19 protein-coding genes and 1 tRNA gene are annotated in these 23,004 nt (G+C 39.8%); 10 read left to right on the top strand and 10 right to left on the bottom strand.

Going from position 1 to position 23,004, the window contains the following annotated elements:
• The first annotated feature begins 75 nt into the window (after positions 1 to 75).
• A complete protein-coding gene (locus tag D0T53_RS12945; protein WP_163268579.1) occupies positions 76 to 663 on the top strand; it encodes a tyrosine-type recombinase/integrase in 588 nt (195 codons plus the stop codon).
• 21 nt (positions 664 to 684) lie between these two features.
• Positions 685 to 1,716 carry a DNA cytosine methyltransferase gene (locus D0T53_RS12950; RefSeq protein WP_163268581.1) on the top strand — a complete coding sequence of 344 codons (1,032 nt, stop codon included), beginning with the start codon at positions 685 to 687 and terminating at the stop codon, positions 1,714 to 1,716.
• On the opposite strand, the gene D0T53_RS12955 is transcribed toward D0T53_RS12950, so the two are convergent.
• Entirely contained in the window at positions 1,717 to 2,424 is a 708-nt protein-coding gene (locus tag D0T53_RS12955) for a PmeII family type II restriction endonuclease (RefSeq protein ID WP_163268583.1), read from the bottom strand. It abuts the gene before it with no gap.
• 73 nt (positions 2,425 to 2,497) lie between these two features.
• On the opposite strand from D0T53_RS12955, the gene D0T53_RS12960 reads away from it, so the two are divergent.
• Together D0T53_RS12960 and D0T53_RS12965 are read left to right on the top strand one after the other, a co-directional pair.
• Positions 2,498 to 2,929 carry a very short patch repair endonuclease gene (locus D0T53_RS12960; RefSeq protein WP_163268585.1) on the top strand — a complete coding sequence of 144 codons (432 nt, stop codon included), beginning with the start codon at positions 2,498 to 2,500 and terminating at the stop codon, positions 2,927 to 2,929.
• Between the two features lie 51 nt (positions 2,930 to 2,980).
• A complete protein-coding gene (locus D0T53_RS12965) occupies positions 2,981 to 4,099 on the top strand; it encodes a PIN domain-containing protein (protein WP_163268587.1) in 1,119 nt (372 codons plus the stop codon).
• 102 nt (positions 4,100 to 4,201) lie between these two features.
• On the opposite strand, the gene D0T53_RS12970 is transcribed toward D0T53_RS12965, so the two are convergent.
• A tRNA-Leu gene (locus D0T53_RS12970) sits at positions 4,202 to 4,285 on the bottom strand.
• A gap of 217 nt (positions 4,286 to 4,502) precedes the next feature.
• On the opposite strand from D0T53_RS12970, the gene D0T53_RS12975 reads away from it, so the two are divergent.
• The 4 genes from D0T53_RS12975 (at position 4,503) to floA (ending at position 8,623) form a co-directional block, all read left to right on the top strand.
• A complete protein-coding gene (locus D0T53_RS12975; RefSeq protein WP_163268625.1) occupies positions 4,503 to 5,585 on the top strand; it encodes a mannose-1-phosphate guanylyltransferase in 1,083 nt (360 codons plus the stop codon).
• Positions 5,586 to 5,696: 111 nt separating this feature from the next.
• A complete protein-coding gene (locus D0T53_RS12980; RefSeq protein ID WP_163268589.1) occupies positions 5,697 to 7,109 on the top strand; it encodes a tetratricopeptide repeat protein in 1,413 nt (470 codons plus the stop codon).
• A 17-nt stretch (positions 7,110 to 7,126) separates the two neighbouring features.
• Positions 7,127 to 7,600 carry an NfeD family protein gene (locus tag D0T53_RS12985; RefSeq protein WP_163268591.1) on the top strand — a complete coding sequence of 158 codons (474 nt, stop codon included), beginning with the start codon at positions 7,127 to 7,129 and terminating at the stop codon, positions 7,598 to 7,600.
• A 36-nt stretch (positions 7,601 to 7,636) separates the two neighbouring features.
• Positions 7,637 to 8,623: a flotillin-like protein FloA gene (floA, locus tag D0T53_RS12990; protein ID WP_163268593.1), complete on the top strand. Its 987-nt coding sequence runs from the start codon at positions 7,637 to 7,639 to the stop codon at positions 8,621 to 8,623.
• Between the two features lie 77 nt (positions 8,624 to 8,700).
• Here the strand turns inward: floA and D0T53_RS12995 are convergent, their stop codons facing one another.
• The 8 genes from D0T53_RS12995 to D0T53_RS13030 all read right to left on the bottom strand — a co-directional run bounded on the left by D0T53_RS12995 (position 8,701) and on the right by D0T53_RS13030 (position 19,514).
• Positions 8,701 to 10,602, bottom strand: coding sequence for a glycoside hydrolase family 97 protein (locus tag D0T53_RS12995; protein ID WP_255489449.1), 1,902 nt, complete (start codon positions 10,600 to 10,602; stop codon positions 8,701 to 8,703).
• A 293-nt stretch (positions 10,603 to 10,895) separates the two neighbouring features.
• On the bottom strand, positions 10,896 to 12,608 hold the full coding sequence (locus tag D0T53_RS13000) for a VWA domain-containing protein (protein WP_163268597.1): 1,713 nt from the start codon (positions 12,606 to 12,608) through the stop codon (positions 10,896 to 10,898).
• Between the two features lie 973 nt (positions 12,609 to 13,581).
• Positions 13,582 to 14,124, bottom strand: a complete 543-nt coding sequence (locus D0T53_RS13005; RefSeq protein ID WP_163268599.1) for a phBC6A51 family helix-turn-helix protein — start codon at positions 14,122 to 14,124, stop codon at positions 13,582 to 13,584.
• A 123-nt stretch (positions 14,125 to 14,247) separates the two neighbouring features.
• On the bottom strand, positions 14,248 to 14,670 hold the full coding sequence (locus D0T53_RS13010) for an amino acid-binding protein (protein WP_163268601.1): 423 nt from the start codon (positions 14,668 to 14,670) through the stop codon (positions 14,248 to 14,250).
• Between the two features lie 13 nt (positions 14,671 to 14,683).
• Positions 14,684 to 15,985, bottom strand: a complete 1,302-nt coding sequence (locus D0T53_RS13015; RefSeq protein ID WP_163268603.1) for a phenylacetate--CoA ligase family protein — start codon at positions 15,983 to 15,985, stop codon at positions 14,684 to 14,686.
• 33 nt (positions 15,986 to 16,018) lie between these two features.
• Positions 16,019 to 17,332 carry a pyridoxal phosphate-dependent aminotransferase gene (locus D0T53_RS13020; RefSeq protein WP_163268605.1) on the bottom strand — a complete coding sequence of 438 codons (1,314 nt, stop codon included), beginning with the start codon at positions 17,330 to 17,332 and terminating at the stop codon, positions 16,019 to 16,021.
• A complete protein-coding gene (locus tag D0T53_RS13025; RefSeq protein WP_163268607.1) occupies positions 17,332 to 17,925 on the bottom strand; it encodes an indolepyruvate oxidoreductase subunit beta in 594 nt (197 codons plus the stop codon). The genes D0T53_RS13020 and D0T53_RS13025 overlap by 1 nt, the downstream gene beginning before the upstream one ends.
• Positions 17,922 to 19,514: a thiamine pyrophosphate-dependent enzyme gene (locus D0T53_RS13030; protein ID WP_163268609.1), complete on the bottom strand. Its 1,593-nt coding sequence runs from the start codon at positions 19,512 to 19,514 to the stop codon at positions 17,922 to 17,924. Before D0T53_RS13030 ends, D0T53_RS13025 begins: the two co-directional genes overlap by 4 nt.
• Positions 19,515 to 19,735: 221 nt before the next feature.
• Between D0T53_RS13030 and D0T53_RS13035 the strand changes: the two genes are divergently transcribed.
• Positions 19,736 to 21,616, top strand: a complete 1,881-nt coding sequence (locus D0T53_RS13035; RefSeq protein ID WP_163268611.1) for an ABC-F family ATP-binding cassette domain-containing protein — start codon at positions 19,736 to 19,738, stop codon at positions 21,614 to 21,616.
• Between the two features lie 194 nt (positions 21,617 to 21,810).
• Positions 21,811 to 22,986 carry an MFS transporter gene (locus D0T53_RS13040; protein ID WP_163268613.1) on the top strand — a complete coding sequence of 392 codons (1,176 nt, stop codon included), beginning with the start codon at positions 21,811 to 21,813 and terminating at the stop codon, positions 22,984 to 22,986.
• Positions 22,987 to 23,004 lie beyond the last annotated feature (18 nt).

Genomic DNA, 23,004 nt, shown 5'->3' on the forward strand with positions numbered 1-23,004 from the left:
ACACATTTTACCTAACTGGTGGTATACTTTTCAATTATTTTAGTGGACTACTTTTCAATTATATTATACATTATTATGAGCCTAAAATTTCAAAATACAACTGCTGATTATTTAGAATGGGATAGTAACATTCTTTTAATATCAAAACTATTCCAAGACCAAAACTATAAATTTAGCTTATTGATTGCTTTGGGTTCTTTCTTTGGCATTCGCATTAGTGATTTGTTGAATTTGAAATGGGAGGATATACTAAATACTGAAATCTTATCTCTTATTGAAAAGAAGACTAAAAAACAGCGCACCATCAAAATTAATGAACAGTTGAAAAAACATATCTTAGCTTGCTATAAAGAGATAAAGCCTAAATTAACTAATGATTATGTATTTACAAGTCAAAAAGGTTCTGTTTATTCAGTTCAGAGAATAAATGTTGTTTTCAAAGAGATAAAAGTTAATTACAATCTCAAAATTAAAAACTTCTCAACACATTCCATGAGAAAGACCTTTGGCAGACAAGTTTATAATAATGCTGGCTCTAATGCTGAACTAGCTTTAGTAAAATTATCAGAATTATTCAACCATAGTGATATAAGGACTACAAGAAAGTATCTTGGTTTACGTTCTGAGGAACTGATGGAAGCTTATGATTTATTGAGTTTTTAATACTATCTTTGTAAGCCAAATATGAGTAAAAAAAGATATACATCAATAGAACTTTTTGCTGGTGCTGGAGGATTAGCCCTTGGCCTAGAAGAAGTTGGTTTGGAGCATATTGCTTTAAATGAAAACAATCATGAAGCATGTGAAACACTTCGTACTAATCGTCCCAAATGGAATGTAATAGAGGGCAATATTGAAAAAATAGATTTCTCAAAATATCTAAATAAGGTTGATGTGGTAACAGGAGGGTTTCCATGTCAAGCTTTTTCCTATGTAGGGAAAAGATTAGGCCTTAGTGATGCAAGAGGAACTTTATTTTATGAATTTGCTCGTGTTGTGAAAGAAACCCAACCTTTACTATGTGTAGGTGAAAATGTTCGAGGCTTATTAAATCATGACAAAGGCAGGACAATCGAAGGTATGATTTCTGTATTAGAGGAAATTGGATATAAAGTACTACCTCCAGAAGTCCTTAAAGCAATAAACTTTTCAGTTCCTCAAAAAAGGGAACGTCTTATTATAGTTGGAATAAGAAAAGATATTAATCTCAATTTTGATTTTCCAAAACCCTCTAAAAAGGTTTTTGTTCTAAAAGATGCTTTAAAAAAGGGTAGGTTATATGATTCTGATGTTCCATTGAGTGAAGGTGTCAAGTATTCTGAAAGAAAAGAGAAATACCTTTCATTAATTCCTCCAGGAGGATACTGGAAAGATTTTCCAACAGAGGAAATCAAGAAAGAATACATGAAGAAATCTTACTATCTTGGTGGAGGGAAAACTGGTATGGCTCGAAGGATATCATGGGAAGAGCCTAGCTTAACTCTTACCTGTAACCCATCACAAAATCAAACAGAACGTTGTCATCCTGATGAAACAAGGCCATTTACTGTAAGGGAATATGCAAGAATACAAACCTTTCCAGATGATTGGAAGTTTGCTGGTTCTGTACAGGAACAATACAAGCAAATAGGAAATGCTGTCCCTGTCAATTTAGCAAAGGCTATTGGGAAATCAATAGTGAAATTTCTTGATGACTATTACAAGCAAAATTCTTAATTAGAAAATATCACTATCGTCTATCTCACTAGCTAGATTATTAATAGCATTTTCTAAAGCTTCACGAGAATCTATTTCTTCTGCTGCTTCTGCAAATACATCTATTAACTCATTATAGAAATCTTCATCCCCTGTTAATCTTGTCCAAAAATCTTGCCCAACGTAAACAGGATATTCTTTACTAATATCCTTGTAGTGGCCTGACAATGAATCATCATCCCCATAAAGTACTCCAACTATCATATCATCTATATTGATATTCAAGTGATTTGTTCTAGCCAAATTCCTTACTCCCCTGAAATGATTCTTAATTGTTGTGACATCATCCCTATTGATTGTATTTGGGCCTGATTTTAATTGACAATATTTTCGTCTATTATCAGTACTATCAATAAATTCTATATCAATCCCTGCTGTTGTAGAAGCAAAACCAGCAAAAATAGTTGACATCATCCTTTGAACTTGATTACCAAATATAGTATTAATACTAGTACCTAATACTCTTGGATAAATCAATGCTTTTGCTATGGAGGTTGACGAATTATCCCCACCAATAAACTGAGCTAAGTAAGATGCCAGAAAGGGATTAGGGTTATATGAAGATAAGTGACTTGCTTTTTCTAACCCATTATTATGATTGGCCACAATATTATCAATAAAAAATGTTTTTGCCCTAGTTAAGATTTCCTGTTTTTCTGCTTCTGTCATAATCATAATATTAAAAGAATCATTTAACAAAGTAAGTGAATATTTTTAACTTTGAAGGATATTGTCATTATTAATGGGTAAAAAAGTTAGTAACATAAACCATTTAGTAAAAGGAAAAAATACAAAGCCTGAAATACTGCTAAGAAAGTATCTTTTTAGCCAAGGGTATCGTTATCGTATAAATGTAAAGGGTGTACTTGGTTCTCCTGATATTGTTTTTAGGAGATATAAGACTATTATATTTGTAAATGGATGCTTTTGGCATGCTCATGAAGATTGTAACACTTTTAAACTTCCAAAAACAAATACAGAATATTGGGAGCACAAAATAAAAAGAAATGTAGAACGAGATAAAAGGGTAAAACAAACTTTAGTAAACCAAGGTTGGAATGTTATTACAGTGTGGGAGTGTATGTTGAAAAAAAAGAATAGGGAAAAGACCTTTAGTGACTTATCATTTCTCCTTTCAAAAATTATAATTGAAAAATATAAAACTCAACTCTAACTTATATTAAATCGTCATGATTTAATTTCAAGTTAATATTAAAATAATATTATGGTTCATTTGATATTAGACACAAATATTTGGCTCTACATTGCAAACAATTATATAGGAGATTATAAAGGCCAAGGGCATTTAAAATTGTTTGATAGATTAAAGACAGCAAATAGAACAGGGGCAATTTCTATATACATGAATGATATTATTCTCACAGAATGGGGTCGAAATCAAGATGCTCAGATAGATTATATCCAAAAATTAAAGAAAAAACTGAAAGAAAAGGCTGAATTAGTTGCTTTGGAAAATATAATTGGTTCAACAGAAGCATTGAATATTGTCAAAAAAGAATTTTCTGAAAAAATAGACACATTAATTAAAGAAAACGAAGACCATGTAAGAAATGTTGAAAATTTTATGCTAGACTGCAAATATTTAGACATAAAAGATGAACATAAGATTAAAGTTGTTGATTTAGGCATCCACAAGAAAGCTCCTTTTCATAATTCGAAAAATAATATTAATGATGCTTTGATTCTTTACAGCTTTGATGATTATTTAAAAGATATGGAGATAACAGTTTTTGATGACTTTTATTTTGTATCAAATAATCATGAAGAGTATTGTAGTCCTGATGATTTTAGAATCTTTCATGATGATATTAGAAACAATCTGGAATCTCATCTAAGTTATGGCAATTATCATGAATTATGGAGAATACTTAAATTATCAAAAGAGCTACAAGAAGAATTAGAGGAAGAAATTCGTTTTTGGACTGAAACTAATGACGAACTTTTTGATATTGATTATTTTGAGTGTAAGTCGTCTGAATGTTATGGGTATGAAGATAATACTCCATTTGGATATTCAAAAGAAGAAATGACTGTAAAATATTTATCAGAAGAAGCTTTTAAGCACCAATTAAATTTATTTCAAGAAGAAGAATATACAAGAGAGATTAACACAGCAACTAATACTAGTTGGGGCAGATGTAATGAGTGTGGTAGTATCCATTTTATTTGTCCTCATTGTAAGAGTATAATTTGCCATGATGAGCATGAATTTAAATGTCCTGAATGTGCTACCACTTATGAATTAAAAAAGATTAAGAGTGATTTGGTATTATATATCAATGACATTGGAGTGGCAGATGATGATAATAATGAGATGGAATGATAGAAGCTTTATATCTGAGAGGTGTGTGGTGCAAATGTGGTGCAATTCATGAAAACAAAAAAGCTAACTATCTTTTAATTTGATAATTAGCTTTTTAAAAAGTACCCAGAGCCGGGATCGAACCGGCACGGGAGTTACCCCACTGGTGTTTGAGACCAGCGCGTCTACCAATTCCGCCATCTGGGCTTAGCAGGTGCAAAAGTAAGCAATATTTTTTTAAATCAAACATTCAAAGACTTTTTTTTGTAAAAAGTACAGTATTTCGTGGTATTTCATTTCTATTAAGAATACAACAATGCCAGACAATTGATAATATCAAGTAATTATCTTATTTTTGTTCTGCGAAACAATATAAATAATGTTTCCTTAATATAGATAAATTCGACTAAATAAAATTGGGATGATGGATAATAAAAATAACTATTGTGTTATAATGGGAGGTGGCATAGGCAGTCGTTTTTGGCCTTTCAGCCGGGAATCGAAACCAAAACAATTTCTCGACTTCTTCGGTACAGGACGATCACTGTTGCGTATGACTTTCGACAGATTCAGTAAAATACTACCTACCGAAAACATCTTTATTGTAACTAATGAAGCTTATGCCGATCTTATAAAAGAAGATCTGCCCGAACTCAGCACATCGCAAATCCTATTCGAACCTATGCGACGGAATACAGCACCTTGCATTGCATTCGCGTCGTATCACATAAACGCTATCAATCCGAATGCCAACATTATTGTTGCACCATCCGATCATCTTATTCTGAAAGAAGATGAGTTTTTGGCCGTCGTACAAAAGGCTTTTGAGTTTGTTTCGAAAAACGATATGCTACTCACATTAGGAATAAAACCCAGCAGACCCGAAACAGGTTACGGATATATTCAAGTGAGCGAAGAAGCCATTGACGGAATATCGAAAGTGAAAGTTTTTACCGAAAAGCCCAATATAGAACTGGCAAAAGTATTTTACGAAAGCGGAGAGTTTCTTTGGAACTCGGGCTTGTTTATATGGAATATAAAAGTGATAATGAAAGCTTTTCACGATTTCCTTCCCGAGATAACAAACCTGTTTGATGCCGATGCCGACAAATTTGCCACTGAGGCTGAAAAAGCATTCATCGCAGAACGGTTTCCCTCATGCCCAAACATCTCGATAGATTACGGCGTGATGGAAAAAGCATCTAACGTATGCGTTATGGCTGCCGACTTTGGATGGTCTGATTTGGGAACATGGGGATCATTGCACGAAATATCGGACAAAGACGAAAATGCAAATGTAGCTTTAGCATGTAACGCCTTGTTTTTCGACAGCGCGGAAAACATTGTTGCACTGCCTTCGGGAAAACTAGTTGTGGCACAAGGCTTAGATGGATACATCGTTGCCGAGTCGGACAATGTGTTGCTTATCTGTAAGAAAGAAGACGAACAACGGATCAAGCATTTTGTTACCGATGCAAAAATGAAATTCGGGACAGAATACACCTGATAAACAAAGCCTGCTATAAGAGGTATTACCTCAAGAACACACTATAATATAAGAGAAACAGCACTTCTTTTCAATTTTTTCTTATCTTTGGATACCAGAAAAGATTTACATATGAAAAGATGTGTTGTTTTTTGTTTCCTGCTTGCTTTGTGTGTATATGCAACAGGGCAATCTTTGGAAGAAGCACGCGAACTATACAAAATTGGAAAATTCAAAAAAGCATTACCCGCATTCGAAAAAGCTTATAACGAACAGCCCACCGATGCTGCTATAAACCAATGGTATGGAGTTTGCTTGTACGAAACAAATTCGGACTTAAACAAAGCCGAGCAGTGTATAACATTTGCCGCTACAAAGTCGATACCCGAATCGTACCTCTATCTGGGTAGAATTTATGCACGCACATACAGGTTTGATGCAGCAAATGATCTGTTCGAGAAATATGCAAAGCTGAAAAAGCGCGATAAACAGGCTATGGCTATCCTCAACAAAGAACGGGAAACCATGGAAGCAATAAAAAACGTAGCACTACGCACCGAAGATATTCAGATAATAGACAGCCTTATAGTAGACAAAGATATTTTTCTTGCTGCATATAAAATAAGCCCTACTTCGGGAACAATCAGTTATTTCAACGACGTTTTCCCCGGAAACGAAACAGCATTGGGTACAGTATATACAAACGAGAAAGCAACAAAAATGTACTATGCCCGCCCCGACAGTAGCGGTTACAGCCTGTATTCGCAAGATAAGCTTCTGGAAGGATTCGGTAACGAAAAGAAACTATCGCCCAATAACTTCGGATTATCAGGCAACCTCAATTATCCGTTTATGATGACCGATGGCGTTACCATCTATTTTGCAGCAGAAGATAAGGACGGACTGGGCGGATATGACATTTATGTTACCCGTTATAATATGAATAACGATACCTACCTTACCCCCGAACGTTTGACCATGCCTTTCAACTCGTACTTTAACGACTACATGATGGTGGTTGACGAATACAAAGGAATTGGCTGGTTTGCTACCGACAGGTTTCAGCCTCAGGGCAAAGTTTGTATTTATACATTTATCCCTAACGAACAAGTAGCGTTGGTTGACAGCGACAACGAAAACTATCTGGTAGGGAGAGCTATAATATCGTCGATAAAAGACTCGTGGAAACCCGGTGCAGATTACTCGAAAGAACGCGAACTTGCACTAAAAGAAATAAGATCGCAACAAGAAAAAGCAAAAGACTTTGAATTTGTTATAAACGACCAATACACCTATTACCTGTATAGCGATTTCAAAAATCAGGAAGCAAAAAATATGTTTTTGCAGTTAGTGGGGCTCAAAAGAGAATTAAGCAATACCGATTCGCAACTCGAACAATTAAGAGACGCGTACAGTGCGGGAAAATCAACAGCAAAAGCAAACGAAATTCTGAATGCAGAACAAAAACAAATGCAATTAGGAAAACAAATAAAAGAACTCGAAGTAAAAACCCGTAACAAGGAAGTACAGTCATTGAATAGATAAAACCCCTTCAAAAAAATATGGAAATAGCTATTATCATCTTCTTAATATTTTTAGGCGTAGCACTTTTGATGGCCGAAATATTTTTGCTGCCCGGAATTACCGTCGCCGGTGTTGCCGGATTTATTTCGCTGATTGGAGCCATTGTGTATGCATTTATGTACATTGGCGATACAGCAGGATTTATAACAATTGCAGTTACGGTTGTTGCTTGTGCTGCTACGTTTATTTATCTGGTAAAATCTAAAGCGATGAATAAAATAGCACTGGAAACCGATATAGACGCAAAAGTAGATCAATCGGAACTAACGAAAATAGCGATAGGCGATGTTGGCGAATGTATTTCGCGCCTGAACCCCATAGGGAAAGCCGAAATAAACGGACTTGTAGTCGAAGCCAAATCGGCTAACGGCGAATATATAGACGAAGGACAGAAAGTACGGGTTGTAAAAGTAGACACGTACAATGTTTGGGTTGAGTTAACAGAAGAGTAAATTCTTATTTTATACATACAATAAACCTTTTAATTTATGGACTTTTTTTTAATTCTGATTGTAGGTGTAATAGTTGTTACCTTATTGGTATTCTTCTATTACGTGCCGTTTTTCCTTTGGATTAACGCAATATCGGCAGGTGTGCGCATCTCGCTCATTCAGTTGTTCCTTATGAGGATACGTCGTGTTCCTCCCCGCACAATTGTTTATGCCATGATTGAGGCACATAAAGCCGGACTGAAATCAATTACCCGCGACGAGCTGGAGGCTCACTATTTGGCAGGCGGACATGTGGAGAAAGTTGTTCATGCTTTGGTTTCGGCCTCAAAAGCAAACATCGACCTATCGTTCCAAATGGCAACTGCTATCGACCTTGCCGGACGTGACGTATTCAACGCCGTACAGATGTCTGTTAACCCTAAAGTTATAGACACACCTCCTGTTGCTGCTGTTGCAAAAGATGGTATACAGCTTATCGCTAAAGCCCGTGTAACCGTGCGTGCCAACATCAAACAATTGGTTGGGGGAGCCGGAGAAGAAACAATCCTTGCCCGTGTAGGAGAAGGAATCGTTTCGTCAATCGGTTCGTCGGAGAGTCACAAATCGGTGCTCGAAAACCCCGATTCTATTTCTAAACTAGTGCTACGTAAAGGATTAGATGCCGGAACAGCTTTCGAAATCCTATCAATCGATATAGCCGATATCGATATAGGTAAAAACATCGGGGCCGTATTGCAAATAGACCAAGCACAAGCCGACAAAAACATTGCACAGGCAAGAGCCGAAGAGCGTCGTGCAATGGCTATCGCCGAAGAACAAGAGATGAAAGCAAAGGCTCAGGAAGCCCGTGCAAAAGTAATCGAAGCCGAAGCCGAAGTTCCCAGAGCATTAGCCGAAGCGTTCCGTAGCGGAAATCTGGGTGTTATGGACTATTACCGCATGCAAAACATTCAGGCTGATACCGATATGAGAGATTCTATCGCTCGTCCCGGAGCCAGTACAAAAGGCGATAATAAAAAGTAAGTTAAATATCCTTTTAGGAAGACTAAAGAGGCTGCACTTCACACAGAAATGCAGCCTCTTTTTATATTCAAAATTTGTTACTCTAAAAACCTGAATAATAAACAAGCTCCACCGCCCGAAGCCAACTCTAAACGAAGCTTATCATTCGAAGTTACTTCTCGATTATCAATCCGTAAAGTTTCTCTGTTTGTCAGATAATGCGCACCAACTCCATCTTGTATTATTTGAACATCATACGTCCCTTTTCCTAAAAAAGAAAGAGGAAGATCTATATTTCGACTCGATTCGTTAGTTGCAGCAGCTACCAAAATAGCATCTTTTGTTTGACGCATCATTACAATATATTCACCTATCTCGCCGGCTAAAGTCTTACTCTCTACCCAAGGCATTTTTTGCGCTGCAAGAAACTCGAGCAAAGGAGGATACTTTCTGTAAAACTCAGGAATATCGGGTATTACAGTAGCCCCCGAAAAAACAATTAATGTACGGGCAGCCTCCGATACCAATGTTGACGGAACAGGCTTATTTTCGTCTACACGAGTGGTCTTTCCTTGACGAAGATCGAACATTCCATTATTCATATCAATAGGACCAGCTATCATATTCACAAAAACCGATGTAACAAACGTCTTTGGCTTAAACACTTTATGTCCGTCGAGTTGCGCCTGACAATACTCTCTTGTTACAGCATTAGGCCAAGTCCGCATCTGCCCGTATGAATGAACCGGATTGTCATGGAAATTAACCAACAACTTATTTTCTGCACAAAGTGCGGTTATCTTTTGTGTCCAGATATTCTTTTCTTCTAAAGAGCCTCTCATAAATCCGTACTTCACGCCCGATGCGCCCCACTCTCCATACTGTTTCAATGTTTCCTCAATCGGATATTTTCGCCCTCCAACATCATTCAAATAAAGCCAAACTCCAACTCCTCTCTCGCGCGCATACTGTATTATTTTACGTACGTCATTCGCTTTATCTCCTGTTACAGGATTAGAATCTGCCTGATGCTCCGGCCCGTACCAGTCTGCATCAAGAACCAAATGAGGAAAACCTTGTTCGGAAGCAAAATCAACCATTCTTACCCATGACGGATACGACATAGAATAAGTAAAATCGCCAACTATAGCTCCATTCATTCGCCAGTCCCAAACGGCAACTCCCGGCTTCACCCACGAAAAATCTGAGTTTGGAGCAGGATCAGGATTTAATAGTTCCAGCGTATGCGAATCTACTAATGCACCCGGTGTTTTACCATATAATATTGTTCGCCACGCCGATTTATATCCAGAATACAATTTACGAGGTTTAGACACAACTGAAAATTCTTTCGACCTCTTCTTTGAGCTTAACAAAAAAGGCTGACCGTCTAATAAATCAGCTTCATGAATAGCCAGATAACAATCATCAGTAGCTTTTATAGTCATCACAGGCATTCGTTCTCCCTTGCTATCCGATAACTTTTCGGGGCCTATATTGTGATTCTCTTTATTATAAAACCAAGCAACATAATCTCCTGTAAAATTAAACGTGGTCAGCTCTGAGTTAACCACAACTTCCTGATCGCTGCCAAAAGGCACAACATATCTGAACGCAACACAATCATCGTAAGCCCTGACAATTATTTGAAACTCGTGAAGTGGAGCATCAATATTTCCTTCCAGATCAAGAACTAATTCATTAAAACAATCGGGAACAATAGCACGTTTTCCCCATACAGGCTTCCACTCCGATCTTATCTTGTTATATGATTTGTCTTTTACTGTCCATTGAGAAGAAGGAATAACAGCGCCTCCTCCCACATCGAAACCCAATGATGAATTTTCTATCAGCACTTTCTTATTTGCTTCCAGCTTATAAATCAGGTTTCCATTTGCCGCCGTTGTTATTTGCAGTTTCATTTTCTTATTCGGAGAAGAAATGGAATATTTTTCCGCAGCCCAAACAGCTGCAGAGGTTCCAACTATAAAACAAAACAAAGAAACGATTAAAATTTTTTCTCATAAACACTACAATTTGTTTTTACTTAGACATAAGGTATTGAATATATAAATATATAGCTTTTAGATATTGCCACAATAAAACGAAACCGACAAAACAAAGCTAAAAAAATACGACAAGTAAATATGTTCCATTTTACCTCTTCGTTCTATTATTTGCCATTTTGGTACTGACTTTATAACCCGCACAGCTTATTCATAGTATAGATAAAAGGCCGCATTTATCTTTGCAGCCTTTTGAGTTTAGTAGAGTTTTGTTTAGAAAGAAAGGATTAATTCATGTTCTTCACTGTTTCAACCAATCTTACAAATTCGCGGCGGTAACCGTCGGTATCTTCTCCGTATGCCGACTTTGCCAGTTTTATTACCTGCTGGTAATCGGCGCTTCCTTTATATTGCGAATCTTTCAATAATTGACCAAACATTGCCACAGCCGAAGCAAAACGCATATCGGCAGAAACAGGGTTCCCTCCCCTATCGATAAGAGGCTCTTCAATTTTCACGCTTCTGTTACCATCGGGTTGTTTATAACGTAGTTTTACAGTCAGTAACTCCGGCGAATCTACAAAAGAAGGCTTGTCAGTTTTCGCTAGTTTCTGATACTTCAAATCATCAACACTTCCCAATACATTCGATTTTACACCTACAGGTATTACTTCGTAAAAAGCAGTTACAGTGTGCCCCGCTCCCATTTCTCCGGCATCTTTAGTATCGTCGTTAAAGTCTTCCTTATTCAGTAAACGACTTTCGTAACCGACAAGGCGATATGCCTGAACTTTTGCAGGATTAAACTCCAGTTGTAATTTAACATCTTTAGCTATAGTGTATAATGTACCGCTAAACTCGGTAACTAAAACTTTATTCGCTTCTTGCAGATTGTCGATATAATAAGCGTTCCCATTTCCTTTTTCGGCAAGGGTCTGCATTTTGCGGTCTTTATAATTGCCCATACCATAGCCCAATATCGATAAAAATACGCCCGATTTACGCTTTTCTTCTATAAGCTGCTCTAACCCCTGGTTGCTAGATACTCCCACATTAAAGTCTCCATCGGTACACAATACTATACGGTTATTACCCTCTTTTTTAAAGTTTTCCTGTGCTATTTTATAGGCTAATTGTATGCCTGCGCCTCCGGCCGTCGATCCGCCCGCACTCAAACGGTCTAAAGCCTTACGAATCTTTTCTTTTTCGCTACCCGATGTAGAAGGCAGTACCAAACCTGCATTGCCCGAATATACAACTATCGCAACCTTGTCCTCGCTCCTAAGGTTATTTACTAACAGATTCATTGACGATTTCACCAGCCCCAAACGGTCGGGGCCTTCCATCGAACCCGATACATCGATAAGAAATACAAAATTACTGGGAGGAAGTTTGTCCTTATCTATTTCCTTTGCTTTTATTCCGACCCTTACCAACCGATGATCTTTCGCCCAAGGACAATCGCCCACTTCGGCAGTAATTTTCACAGGGTCTTTTTCGGTAGGCTGATTATAGGTATACGAAAAGTAATTAATAAACTCCTCTATCCTCACCGCATCTTTTGGAGGTTTCGAGCCACGATTCACAAATCGTCTGAAGTTTGTATATGCAGCATTGTCTACATCGATAGAAAACGTTGAAAGAGGCTCGTTTGCAGGCGATATAAACTTATTTTCGACAAACGATGCATACTCCTCATTATTATAGTACTCCTGCTGAGCCGGCATACTTTCGACACAGGTAAAAACCTCGTTCGAAATGCAATCGTCAGAAACCATCATTTTATGGTCTTGCAGCTCTGCAATATCAATTGTAGGAGCAGCTTCCAGCTGTTTGTCTTTAGCTATCTCGGGGGCAATAAAACGATTTTCATCAACAATCTGAAAATCTGACGTACTTACAACTTGTTCTACCGATCCCGATTTTTTTTTCGTAGTGTCACAACCTAGTAAGCCTGTGCTTAAAATGGCAACTGATAAGATTACAATTTTCGTATTCATAACTTCTTGTTTTAAGATTTTCTTCTTAATAGAGAAGATTGAATTACCGATTCCATAAATATATGTTGAAAAATATCAATTTTTATTTTTGCCTTTCATCTAAAACTCTATACAAATAGAATTTGTCCGTTGCCACACAGCCCTAAAGTTTATATTATTGAAAAACCTGACACTTCTGACAGATTAGCCCCTCTATATCTCCCCGGTGTGGAGATTTCATCTCTGTTCTACTAAGGTTGGGAATATTTATATGCAAAATCGGATACAATATGAAGATAAATGAGGCACGAAAGATTTTTTACCCGTTATTTTATCAGTTTCAGGTGTATGATTGTGTGCCCTTACCTTTTTATGCAAACCATCATAAGCCAAACATTCTTCAATGCAAGGCCAGAAAAGGAATATTCTTTAAAATGTAATTATTCTTTTAAATTATACTTATTTACTGCCGCTACTGCGCGTGATCGAAGATCACTTGCATTCCTTTTGCCCTATGCCGCAAAAGGAATCAAAAAGGCATTTTGCAGCTATACCTTCTTTGGGACAGCATTGCAGCCGTAAAGGCTAAATTAAAAATAACTCGCAGCTAAAGCTGCTCAAACAGCTTTTAATTTTTAACGCCTTTGCCGCCTGCATGCCTTGTCCGTCGAAGCTAAGGCCGCTCTCAGACAATGCATCGCAAAAAGGACCGACCTCGCCGTATGTGCGGGGTACCCGCTTAGCGAAGTGAACGCCCGGAACAAAAAGNGACTTAAAAGTCTGCACAATCTTTTGTGCGAGTTATTTTTTGTTCAGTGAACAAGCTAAATGGCGGGTCGCACAGCAGGCGCAGTCTTGATTTTTTGGTTCGTTTTGCATCATGGCAAACAACGTTCGAGGAGCGGAGGCGACTCAAAATGAACGAAGGCAAGCATCGAGAAGATGCGCGGCAGTTAATTAGTAAATTTAAACGAACGTTTTTTAAGCAATAAAACTACCCTTCGTAATCGTCGGGCATAGGTTGATATACGTAGTTGGGGTCGTTAAGGCGGCGGGGTAATTGTTCCATCTCCCATTTGGTTTCTTTGTCTACAACTTCTACAATGATGGGCCGACGGCTTGGCGAGTTCTCTTTTTCTTCTTTCTCGGCTTTTTCGCGACGTTCTTCACGCTCCATTTTCAGTATATGGGCAATGTCCGACGCTTTTGGTTCGCAGTGTTTTTCGGTTACAATTATTTCTTTCAGTTCCATTTCTTCGGGGTCGAGTGCCGAAGGAACGTATTTCTTTTTCACTATTTTCTGGGTATAGCCTTCCATTTTTCGGCGCATGGCATTTCGTGCAAGTCGGTACAAGCGTTCCTGACGCTCTTCGATTGCTTCTTCAACAGCCTGAGCAAATTCGGGTTTGTTTTTCTTCCATTCGTAAAACGTTTCGCGGCTTATTTCTGCTGCATCGCACACGTTAGCAATCGACAGGTAATCTTCGGAAATAAGTATGCAGATTTTTTCTACTGTTTCGGGGGTATACTTAGCCATAATTCTAGTGGTTTTAAATATTAGTTTTTTACTTATAGATAAAACCCTTGAAAAAAAAGGAGATTGTGTCTTTATTCGCCCCGACACAATCTCCTTTATATTTTTATCAATCCTTATTTTACACTATTGCGAAAGGCTATCCCTGTCTATTATATTACAATGACAAGTTTTAAGAATCTCCAGACATTTATCAATATCGGTAGGGCGTATAACTACATTAGCAGTATCGCCTTGCGAAAATGCATACATGTATTCGATAAATACATCTTCTTTTGCCAAGTGACCTAAAACAGCCGAAAGCGAACCCGGAACATTTGGGCAACTGAAACAAACCACCTCGGTAATATTTATACCAAAGTGAGCTTCTTTCAACACTTTCACAGCTTTGTCAACATCCGAAACTATAAGACGAAGTATCCCAAAATCCGAATTTTCAGCAAGGCTGAAGGCCGTCATATTTATATTGTTAACACCTAATATCCGGGTAACCTCATTAATACGTCCTGTTTTGTTTTCGATGAAAACCGATAGTTGTTTTATTTTCATGATATTCCGGTTATTAGTTAAACACTCGTTTGTCTATTACTCGTTGCGCTTTACCTTCGCTGCGCTTTATGGTGTAAGGCTCAACTAGTTTTATATCGGCACTTATGCCCAAAACACTTTGCAGGCGATGCGCTATTTTCTTTTTCAGGTCAACCATTTTCATCACTTCGTCCGAATAGAAACCGTCCCTTACTTCTACCTGAACCTCTAAAGTATCAAGATTGTTCGCACGATCGACTACTAACATATAATGCGGTTCAAATTCTTCCATTTCGAGAATAACACTCTCTATCTGCGAAGGAAATACATTTACCCCTCGTATAATAAGCATATCATCGCTACGTCCCACAATACGCCCCATACGTACGCTGGTGCGTCCGCATTTACACACTTCGTCGGTCAGTGTACACAAATCTTTTGTGCGGTAACGCAACAAGGGCAATCCTTCTTTAGTAAGTGTAGTAAACACCAACTCGCCTTGCTCTCCGTAAGGAAGCTGTTCTAAAGTATCGGGCGAAACTATTTCGGGGAGAAAATGGTCGTCAATAATATGCGAACCATCCTTATATTGGCATTCGTGCGACACACCGGGCCCCATAACTTCGCTAAGCCCGTATATATTATAGGCATCTATTCCCATTTTCGCTTCAATCTCCTTACGCATGTTTTCGGTCCACGGTTCAGCACCTAAAATACCTATGCGCAATTTAAAATCCTCGCGGGGAATATCGGTCTTTGCCATTGCTTCGGCCAAATACAAAGCATACGATGGAGTGCAACCTAAGGCAGTTGCCCCAAAATCGTGCATAAGCTTTATTTGTTTTGCTGTATTGCCACTCGACATAGGTATTACCGTTGCGCCAAGGTGCTCCACACCATAATGCAGTCCTAAACCGCCTGTGAATAAACCATATCCGTATGCTACCGAAAATATATCATTTTGGTCGGCACCATAAGCACTAAGGCAACGTGCTGTCATTTCCGCCCATATCGATAAATCGCGGCGGGTATATCCCACAACCGTAGGCGATCCTGTTGTTCCGGACGAGGCATGCAACCGTACTATTTGCGACATTGGTACGGCAAACAAACCATACGGATAGTTGTCGCGTAAATCTTGTTTAGTGGTAAACGGCAGTTTAACAATATCGTCAACCGTTTGTATGTCGGCAGGCGTTATGTTCATTTCCTGCATTTTCTGACGATAGAAAGGTGTACTATGATAAACCCTTTCCACCAGCTTTCTTAAGCGTTCGCCCTGAAGATTCCGTTTTTCTTCGAGGGTCATGCACTCCTTTGGTTTATTCCAGATCATGTTATTATATAGATAGTAGTTAATCGTTTAGTCTTATAATTTATGGTTACGTGCAAATATCGCCATACGCTCGTCAAGCTGATCGTATTGGTGCGGATAAATAAACGACGTACATATCCGCAGCCCCTGCTGCATGCTTCCTGTTGTCGATAACGATATGGCACTTACGCCGTAATACATCAGTTCGAGCGAAAGCTCGCCCCCCGTCATACCCGGCCACATTATAGTAAAGTAAAAGCCATCGGCAACCGACTCGCCCATGTCGTTATCGTAAACAAGCCTGAACCCGTATTTCAAAAATATATCTTTCAGTTTTCTCGCTCTGCGTCCATATTCCGACACTTCGTCAAGAAATTTATATTCGCCATCGCTAGCCGCTTTAAACATCGCCAAAAGAGCATACTGGGCCGAATGGCTTACTCCTGCACTCAGGGCATAAAGCACACGATGAATAAACGTCGAACCGAACGTACCCATTCCGTAACGGTCGGTAATTCCCTGATATTTCCGATTATAAAGCTTATCGGATATACAAGCAACGCCTATACGCTGACCGGCATAACTAAATGCTTTAGATGCCGAAATGAACAATATATAATTGTCGCAATATTTTGCTACCGTTGGTTGAAAAGGAGCCTCGAACGGATTACCCAATTCGCGGCGGAAGTCCATCGCAAAATATGCAAGGTCTTCAAGCACTATCACATCGTACTTTTGGCAAAGCTCGCCTATAATACGTAGTTCTTCGTCCTTAAAACTTACCCAGCTGGGGTTGTTAGGATTAGAATATATGAGAGCCGAGATATTTCCTTTTCCCAGATAACTTTCGAGTTTATCCCGTAATTTTTCGCCTCTGTATTCGTATACATCAAAAGCCTCGTATTTCTGCCCCATCACAACTAACTGTTGCTTCTGAACAGGAAATCCCGGATCGATAAAAAGAATAGTATCTTTAGCCTTATCGCATTGGCCGGCTGTAACAAATGCAGCATATGTACCTTGCATCGACCCTGTTACAGGCACGCACCCTTGCGGAGCTATATCGGCATCGACAAAAGCTTTTACAAAGCGCGATGCTTCCGATTTCAGTTCGGGAACGCCGTCAATATCGGCGTATATGCTGGCAACACCCGATTGCAATGCTGCAATTTCGGCATCGACACCAATACTCGATGCAGGAAGCCCCGGAACACCCATCTCCATTTTTATAAACTCTACACCCGACTCTTTCTCGGCCTGTGCGGCAATAGCTTTTGTTTCGCGAATGGTAGCTTTTCCAAAGTCGGTTATATCGAACTCTCTTATCAATCTGTCGACAATCTGTTTGTCAATCGGAGTATTTTCCATTATGCCTGCCTCCTTACTTGTGCTTCGCCGGCTTCGCGCCCTACACGGAAAGCCTTTACATTCATTTCTACAACGGCCTCGCCCTTACGCCCGAAAATACGCCCGATTGCGTCTTCCAGCTTCTGAGCATCAATGCCCATAATAACCGATGCAGCACCCAGCAATATCATATTTGCCGTACGCGAATTTCCAGCTTCTTTTGCCAGACTGTCAATATCGAGCAAAATAACATTAGGTAACGATTTCAGCTCTCCTAAAACCGTATCCAATTCAGGATAGTTAGGTATATTCACAAACGGAGCCGAATTTGTAACAATCCAACCTTTCTGAGACAGATAAGGCAAATACCTTAAGGCCTCCATAGGCTCGAGCGAGATTATTGCATCGGCCGTGCCTTTGGCTATCAGGTCGGAGTATATTTTATCGGACGATATACGCAGATTCGATTGCACATCGCCACCCCGCTGGCTCATGCCATGCACTTCGGCTTGTTTTATGTTAAGCCCTTCGTATAACGAAGCCTCGCCAACAATTGCGGCTATAGAAAGGATACCTTGTCCGCCTACACCCGAAAGTATTATATCTAATTTCATTTTTTGTTCTTTTTTGCGTTTCTTTTCAATGTTTGGATACATTCGCGGCGAGGTATAATAACCGACACACCATTATATTCGAGCTCTTGTTTAAACACACGTTTTATTTCGTCCATATTCTTCGGCAATGGAATCACAACGTGCAAATGTTCGGGCTCGACCCCTACCCCAAGGCAAATAGCTTCCAGCTTTTCAGTCCCTGCCGAATCTTGTCCTCCGGTCATGGCAGTAGTCAGGTTATCCGAAATTATTATTAAAACATTCGCTTTCGAGTTTACTGCATCCAACAAGCCTGTTATACCCGAATGAGTGAAAGTTGAATCGCCTATAACGGCAATTGAAGGAAATAAACCACCATCGGCAGCACCTTTTGCCATAGTTATCGAAGCACCCATATCCACGCACGTATCAATTGCACGGAACGGGGGCAAAGCTCCCAGTGTATAACAACCTATATCGCTGAAAACCTTCGCGTCTTTATAATCTTTTATCACCTCGTTCAACGCATCGTACACATCGCGATGGCCGCAACCTGTACACAATGCTGGAGGACGGCCTACCACATTTTTGCTGGCATCCATCAGCTCGTAACCGCCGAAGCCCAAAGCTGCACGCACACTGTCGGGGGTTAATTCTCCGACACGGGGAAGCTCGCCCGACAAACGTCCTTTAATCTTCCCTGTACAATCTAATATACCTCGTACCTGTTCTTCAACAAAAGGCTGTCCTTCTTCAAGAACCAGCACTTCATCACATTCCGAGACCATTTCTTTTATTATATCAACAGGCAACGGGTATTGCGATATTTTTAATACTGTATAGTCGCAACCATTCGGAAAATTCTCCATCAGATAGTTGTAAGCTATACCACAGGCAATAACGCCCTGTTTCGATCCTTTCTTATATTCGTTGAAAGACGACTCTGCCGCTTGTTTTTCCAATTCGGGCTGAACTGCTAACAATTCGTTGTAACGCCTGCGTGCATTAACAGGCAGAAGCACCCAGCGAGATTTATCTTCCGAAAAACTAATTTCGTTTTGCTTTCTTACCTCCAATGTCTGAACCACAGCACGCGAATGCGCCATACGTGTAGTAATACGCATGAGAACAGGCAATGCATATTTTTCCGAAAAATCGAATGCAAACCTTATCATATCGTAAGCCTCTTGTTGCGACGAAGGCTCGAAAACAGGAGTAAACGCAAATTTACCATAGTAGCGCGAATCCTGCTCGTTTTGCGACGAGTGCATCGACGGGTCGTCGGCAACAAGTACTACCAAGCCACCATGTACACCGGTCATCGATGAATTTACAAAGGCATCGGCGGCAACATTAAGCCCTACATGTTTCATACACACAAGCGAACGTTTACCTATATACGACACCCCAAGGGCTGCCTCCATAGCTGTTTTTTCGTTCGTACACCATTGGCTGTGTATTTTTCGGTCGGCAGCCAAAGGCGATTCCTGAATATATTCGGTTATTTCGGTCGATGGCGTTCCGGGGTAAGCGTACACACCTGTAATCCCCGCATGTATGGCTCCCAAAGCAATAGCCTGATCGCCTAAAAGCAATAGTTTTTCAGTCATTTATTATGTTGGTTATTCTATTATCTTACTTAGTTTTTGTTTTGTTGATGTCCGACTGACGCCATTCTTATCATTTTTAACAAATAAGAGCTATTCTGCGAACAATATGTAAACAAAACCCGAAAGTTACTAACTTTTGACGAAAAGAGAAAATACTATTCCAAATAATCCGAAATCGGCGTGCAATTAACTATCTTTGCAAGCGCAAAATATCTGGAAAAATGGCATCACTTTTACAGGTGGACAACCTGACCAAAAGCTTTGGCGACCTTGTCCTCTTTCAAAACATCTCGTTTGGTATAGCCGAAGGGCAACGCATTGGTTTAATTGCGAAAAACGGTTCGGGTAAAACAACTTTACTGAATATATTAACCGGAAAAGAATCGTACGACGAAGGTGCGGTTGTTTTTCGGCGCGACATAAAAGTCGCCTATCTGGAGCAGGACCCACGTTATGCCGAAGAGCTGACCGTGCTCGAAGCCTGCTTTCAGTCGGGAAGCGAAGTTACAAACCTTATTGCCGAATACGAGCATGTAATGGCTTCGGGCGACCACGCCAAAATGGACGCCATACTGCAGCAAATGGATGCCCTGAAAGCATGGGATTACGAACAACGTGCCAAGCAGATTTTGTCTCAACTGAAAATAACAAACTTCGATCAGAAAATATCCGAATTATCGGGAGGGCAGTTAAAACGTGTAGCTCTTGCCAATGTACTGATAACCGAACCCGACCTGATTATTCTGGACGAGCCAACCAACCACCTCGACCTTGACATGACCGAGTGGCTCGAAGAGTATTTGCAACGCTCGCGCCTCAGCCTGCTTATGGTTACGCACGACCGTTATTTCCTCGACCGGGTTTGCTCCGAAATTATAGAGATAGACCAAAAACAACTGTTCCAATACAAAGGAAATTACTCGTACTACCTCGAAAAACGGGAAGAACGCATTAATACCCAAAACAGCGAAATAGACAGGGCAAACAACCTGTTGCGCAAGGAGCTGGAATGGATGCGCCGCCAACCTCAGGCACGAGGCACAAAAGCAAAATCGCGTATAGATGCTTTTTACGAACTGGAGAAAAAAGCGCAACAACAACGCGATGCCGGAAACGTGCAGCTACAGATGAAAGGCTCGTACATCGGGAACAAAATATTCGAAGCCAAACATATATACAAGTCGTTTGATGACATTAAGATACTCGAAGACTTCAACTACATATTTGCCCGTTACGAAAAAATGGGTATTGTGGGTAATAACGGAACAGGAAAATCGACCTTCATAAAAATGCTGATGGGTGAAGTTGCACCCGACAAAGGCGAGTTTGATGTTGGCGAAACCGTAAACTTCGGGTATTACAGTCAGGACGGATTGAAGTTTGACGAGCAAATGAAAGTGATTGACGTGGTGCAAAACATTGCCGAAGTTATAGACTTGGGAAATGGGAACAAACTGACCGCATCGCAATTTCTGCAACACTTTCTGTTTGCACCCGAAAAACAGCATAGTTATGTTTATAAACTTTCGGGAGGAGAAAAGCGCAGGCTATACCTTTGTACGGTGCTGATTAAAAACCCTAACTTTCTGGTTCTGGACGAACCTACAAACGATCTCGACATAGTAACCCTCAACATACTGGAAGAATATCTTCAAAGCTTCAAGGGTTGCGTTATTGTAGTATCGCACGACCGCTATTTTATGGATAAGGTAGTAGACCATCTTTTAGCTTTTCGGGGCAATGCCCAGATAAAAGACTTTCCCGGCAACTACAGTCAATATCGTGAATGGAAAGAGGTACAAGACATGCTCGAAAAAGAAGCTATTGCCGCAGCGGCCAAACCAAAAGATGTAAAGCCAAAAAACGAGGCAACGCCTAAAACCGAAAAGAAAAAGTTATCGTATAAAGAAAAACGTGAGTTTGAAGAACTGGACGAACTTATACCTAAACTGGAATCGGAAAAAGCATTGCTGGAAACCGAACTGTCGAGCGGAACATTATCGACTGACGATTTGTTAAGTAAATCGAACCGCATAAGCGAACTTATCGACGAAATAGATGAAAAAACTTTACGCTGGCTCGAACTGAGCGAACTGATGTAAGACCAAACTTAGTTTTTATCTATATCAGGAAGGCAGGCACGGCAATCGATATAAAGGATAAATTGAATAAACGAAAAACCTGTCAGGAGTGTCAGGTTTTGTAAAATACTCTTGTTTAAAGGCAATAGAATAAAGGTACAGTTCTACACAAATAGAACTGTTTATTGGTGATACAGATAGAAGTCAAAAAAAAGATGAGTACTAAAAATTTGCCTAAGCTATGGACACCGGGTTATCTAAACGTGTGCATAGCAAATTTTTTGATGGCTTGTTCGTTTAACTTATTAATGCCATCTATACCGTTATATATTACGGAACAATTGGGGGTTGCACAAACCAAAACAGGTATTGTGCTGGCATCGTATGCACTGGCAATAATGATTATACGCCCGTTTTCGGGGTATCTTGTAGACTTGTATTCCCGAAAAAAGATATTGCTTATCAGCTTTATCTGTTATGTAGGCATGTTTTCGGGGTACTTTTTTGCATCAACGGTTATGTTGTTTGTTGTTGTACGGTTCTTTCATGGAATCACATGGGGATTATCAACCGTATCGAGCAGTACACTAGCCATCGACCTTGTTCCTTCCGAACGCCGTGCAGAGGGCATCGGTTATTATGGCACATTTATGAACGTAGCCATGGCAATCGGCCCGTTTGTAGCCATACACATCTATCAGGTTTACGGTTTCCCAACACTGCTTTGGTGCGGAATGGGGATGGGACTATTAGGCATTATTGCCGTATCGCTCATTAAAGCTCCTGTACGCCCGAAAGTTGAGCGCGAGAAAATATCGCTCGACCGCTTTTTCCTGCTTCGGGCATGGCCTATATTCCTCAATCAACTGTTACCCTGTTTTGCGTGGGGAACAATAGGTCCATTTGTTGCACAATACGGAAAACAGATAGAAATACCTAATGCCGGAATATTCTTTCTGTTTTGGGCAGGAGGCATCATTCTGTCGAGAATATTTGCAGGTAAAATGGTAGACCGTGGGCACATACATTTAGTAAACATATCGGCAATGACAATAGTAGCAATATCGTTCTTTGTTTTTGCCACCGCGCACAATATATACGCATTTTGCACAGCCGGTCTGTTTATAGGTGTCGGGTTCGGGATGATGTTTCCTGCCCTGCAAACACTTTACATAAACATGGCCGAAAACAACCAACGGGGAACAGCAAACTCTACATATCTGGTAGGCTTCGATTTGGGATTGGCTTTAGGCATGCTTATCGGAGGATACATATCGGGCATACACTCTTTCGAAGGTTTATTTATAGTTGCTTCCGTCTTATGCGTAATAAGCATATTAGTATACGGAACTATATCGCGCCCGTTATTTAACAAAAAACGCCTCCGGTAAAAACACCGGAGACGTTGT

The organism is Dysgonomonas sp. 216 (genome assembly GCF_010501065.1).
GTDB lineage: Bacteria > Bacteroidota > Bacteroidia > Bacteroidales > Dysgonomonadaceae > QVMM01.

Coding starts and splice junctions, on each gene's coding strand:
- D0T53_RS13035 (WP_163268611.1), top strand. CDS start 19,736: ATGGCATCACTTTTACAGGTGGACAACCTGACCAAAAGCTTTGGCGAC.
- D0T53_RS12980 (WP_163268589.1), top strand. CDS start 5,697: ATGAAAAGATGTGTTGTTTTTTGTTTCCTGCTTGCTTTGTGTGTATAT.
- D0T53_RS13040 (WP_163268613.1), top strand. CDS start 21,811: ATGAGTACTAAAAATTTGCCTAAGCTATGGACACCGGGTTATCTAAAC.
- floA (WP_163268593.1), top strand. CDS start 7,637: ATGGACTTTTTTTTAATTCTGATTGTAGGTGTAATAGTTGTTACCTTA.
- D0T53_RS12985 (WP_163268591.1), top strand. CDS start 7,127: ATGGAAATAGCTATTATCATCTTCTTAATATTTTTAGGCGTAGCACTT.
- D0T53_RS13025 (WP_163268607.1), bottom strand. CDS start 17,925: ATGAAATTAGATATAATACTTTCGGGTGTAGGCGGACAAGGTATCCTT.
- D0T53_RS12960 (WP_163268585.1), top strand. CDS start 2,498: ATGGGTAAAAAAGTTAGTAACATAAACCATTTAGTAAAAGGAAAAAAT.
- D0T53_RS12950 (WP_163268581.1), top strand. CDS start 685: ATGAGTAAAAAAAGATATACATCAATAGAACTTTTTGCTGGTGCTGGA.
- D0T53_RS12975 (WP_163268625.1), top strand. CDS start 4,503: ATGGATAATAAAAATAACTATTGTGTTATAATGGGAGGTGGCATAGGC.
- D0T53_RS13030 (WP_163268609.1), bottom strand. CDS start 19,514: ATGACTGAAAAACTATTGCTTTTAGGCGATCAGGCTATTGCTTTGGGA.
- D0T53_RS13010 (WP_163268601.1), bottom strand. CDS start 14,670: ATGAAAATAAAACAACTATCGGTTTTCATCGAAAACAAAACAGGACGT.
- D0T53_RS13015 (WP_163268603.1), bottom strand. CDS start 15,985: ATGATCTGGAATAAACCAAAGGAGTGCATGACCCTCGAAGAAAAACGG.
- D0T53_RS12945 (WP_163268579.1), top strand. CDS start 76: ATGAGCCTAAAATTTCAAAATACAACTGCTGATTATTTAGAATGGGAT.
- D0T53_RS13005 (WP_163268599.1), bottom strand. CDS start 14,124: ATGGCTAAGTATACCCCCGAAACAGTAGAAAAAATCTGCATACTTATT.
- D0T53_RS13020 (WP_163268605.1), bottom strand. CDS start 17,332: ATGGAAAATACTCCGATTGACAAACAGATTGTCGACAGATTGATAAGA.
- D0T53_RS12965 (WP_163268587.1), top strand. CDS start 2,981: ATGGTTCATTTGATATTAGACACAAATATTTGGCTCTACATTGCAAAC.
- D0T53_RS12955 (WP_163268583.1), bottom strand. CDS start 2,424: ATGACAGAAGCAGAAAAACAGGAAATCTTAACTAGGGCAAAAACATTT.
- D0T53_RS13000 (WP_163268597.1), bottom strand. CDS start 12,608: ATGAATACGAAAATTGTAATCTTATCAGTTGCCATTTTAAGCACAGGC.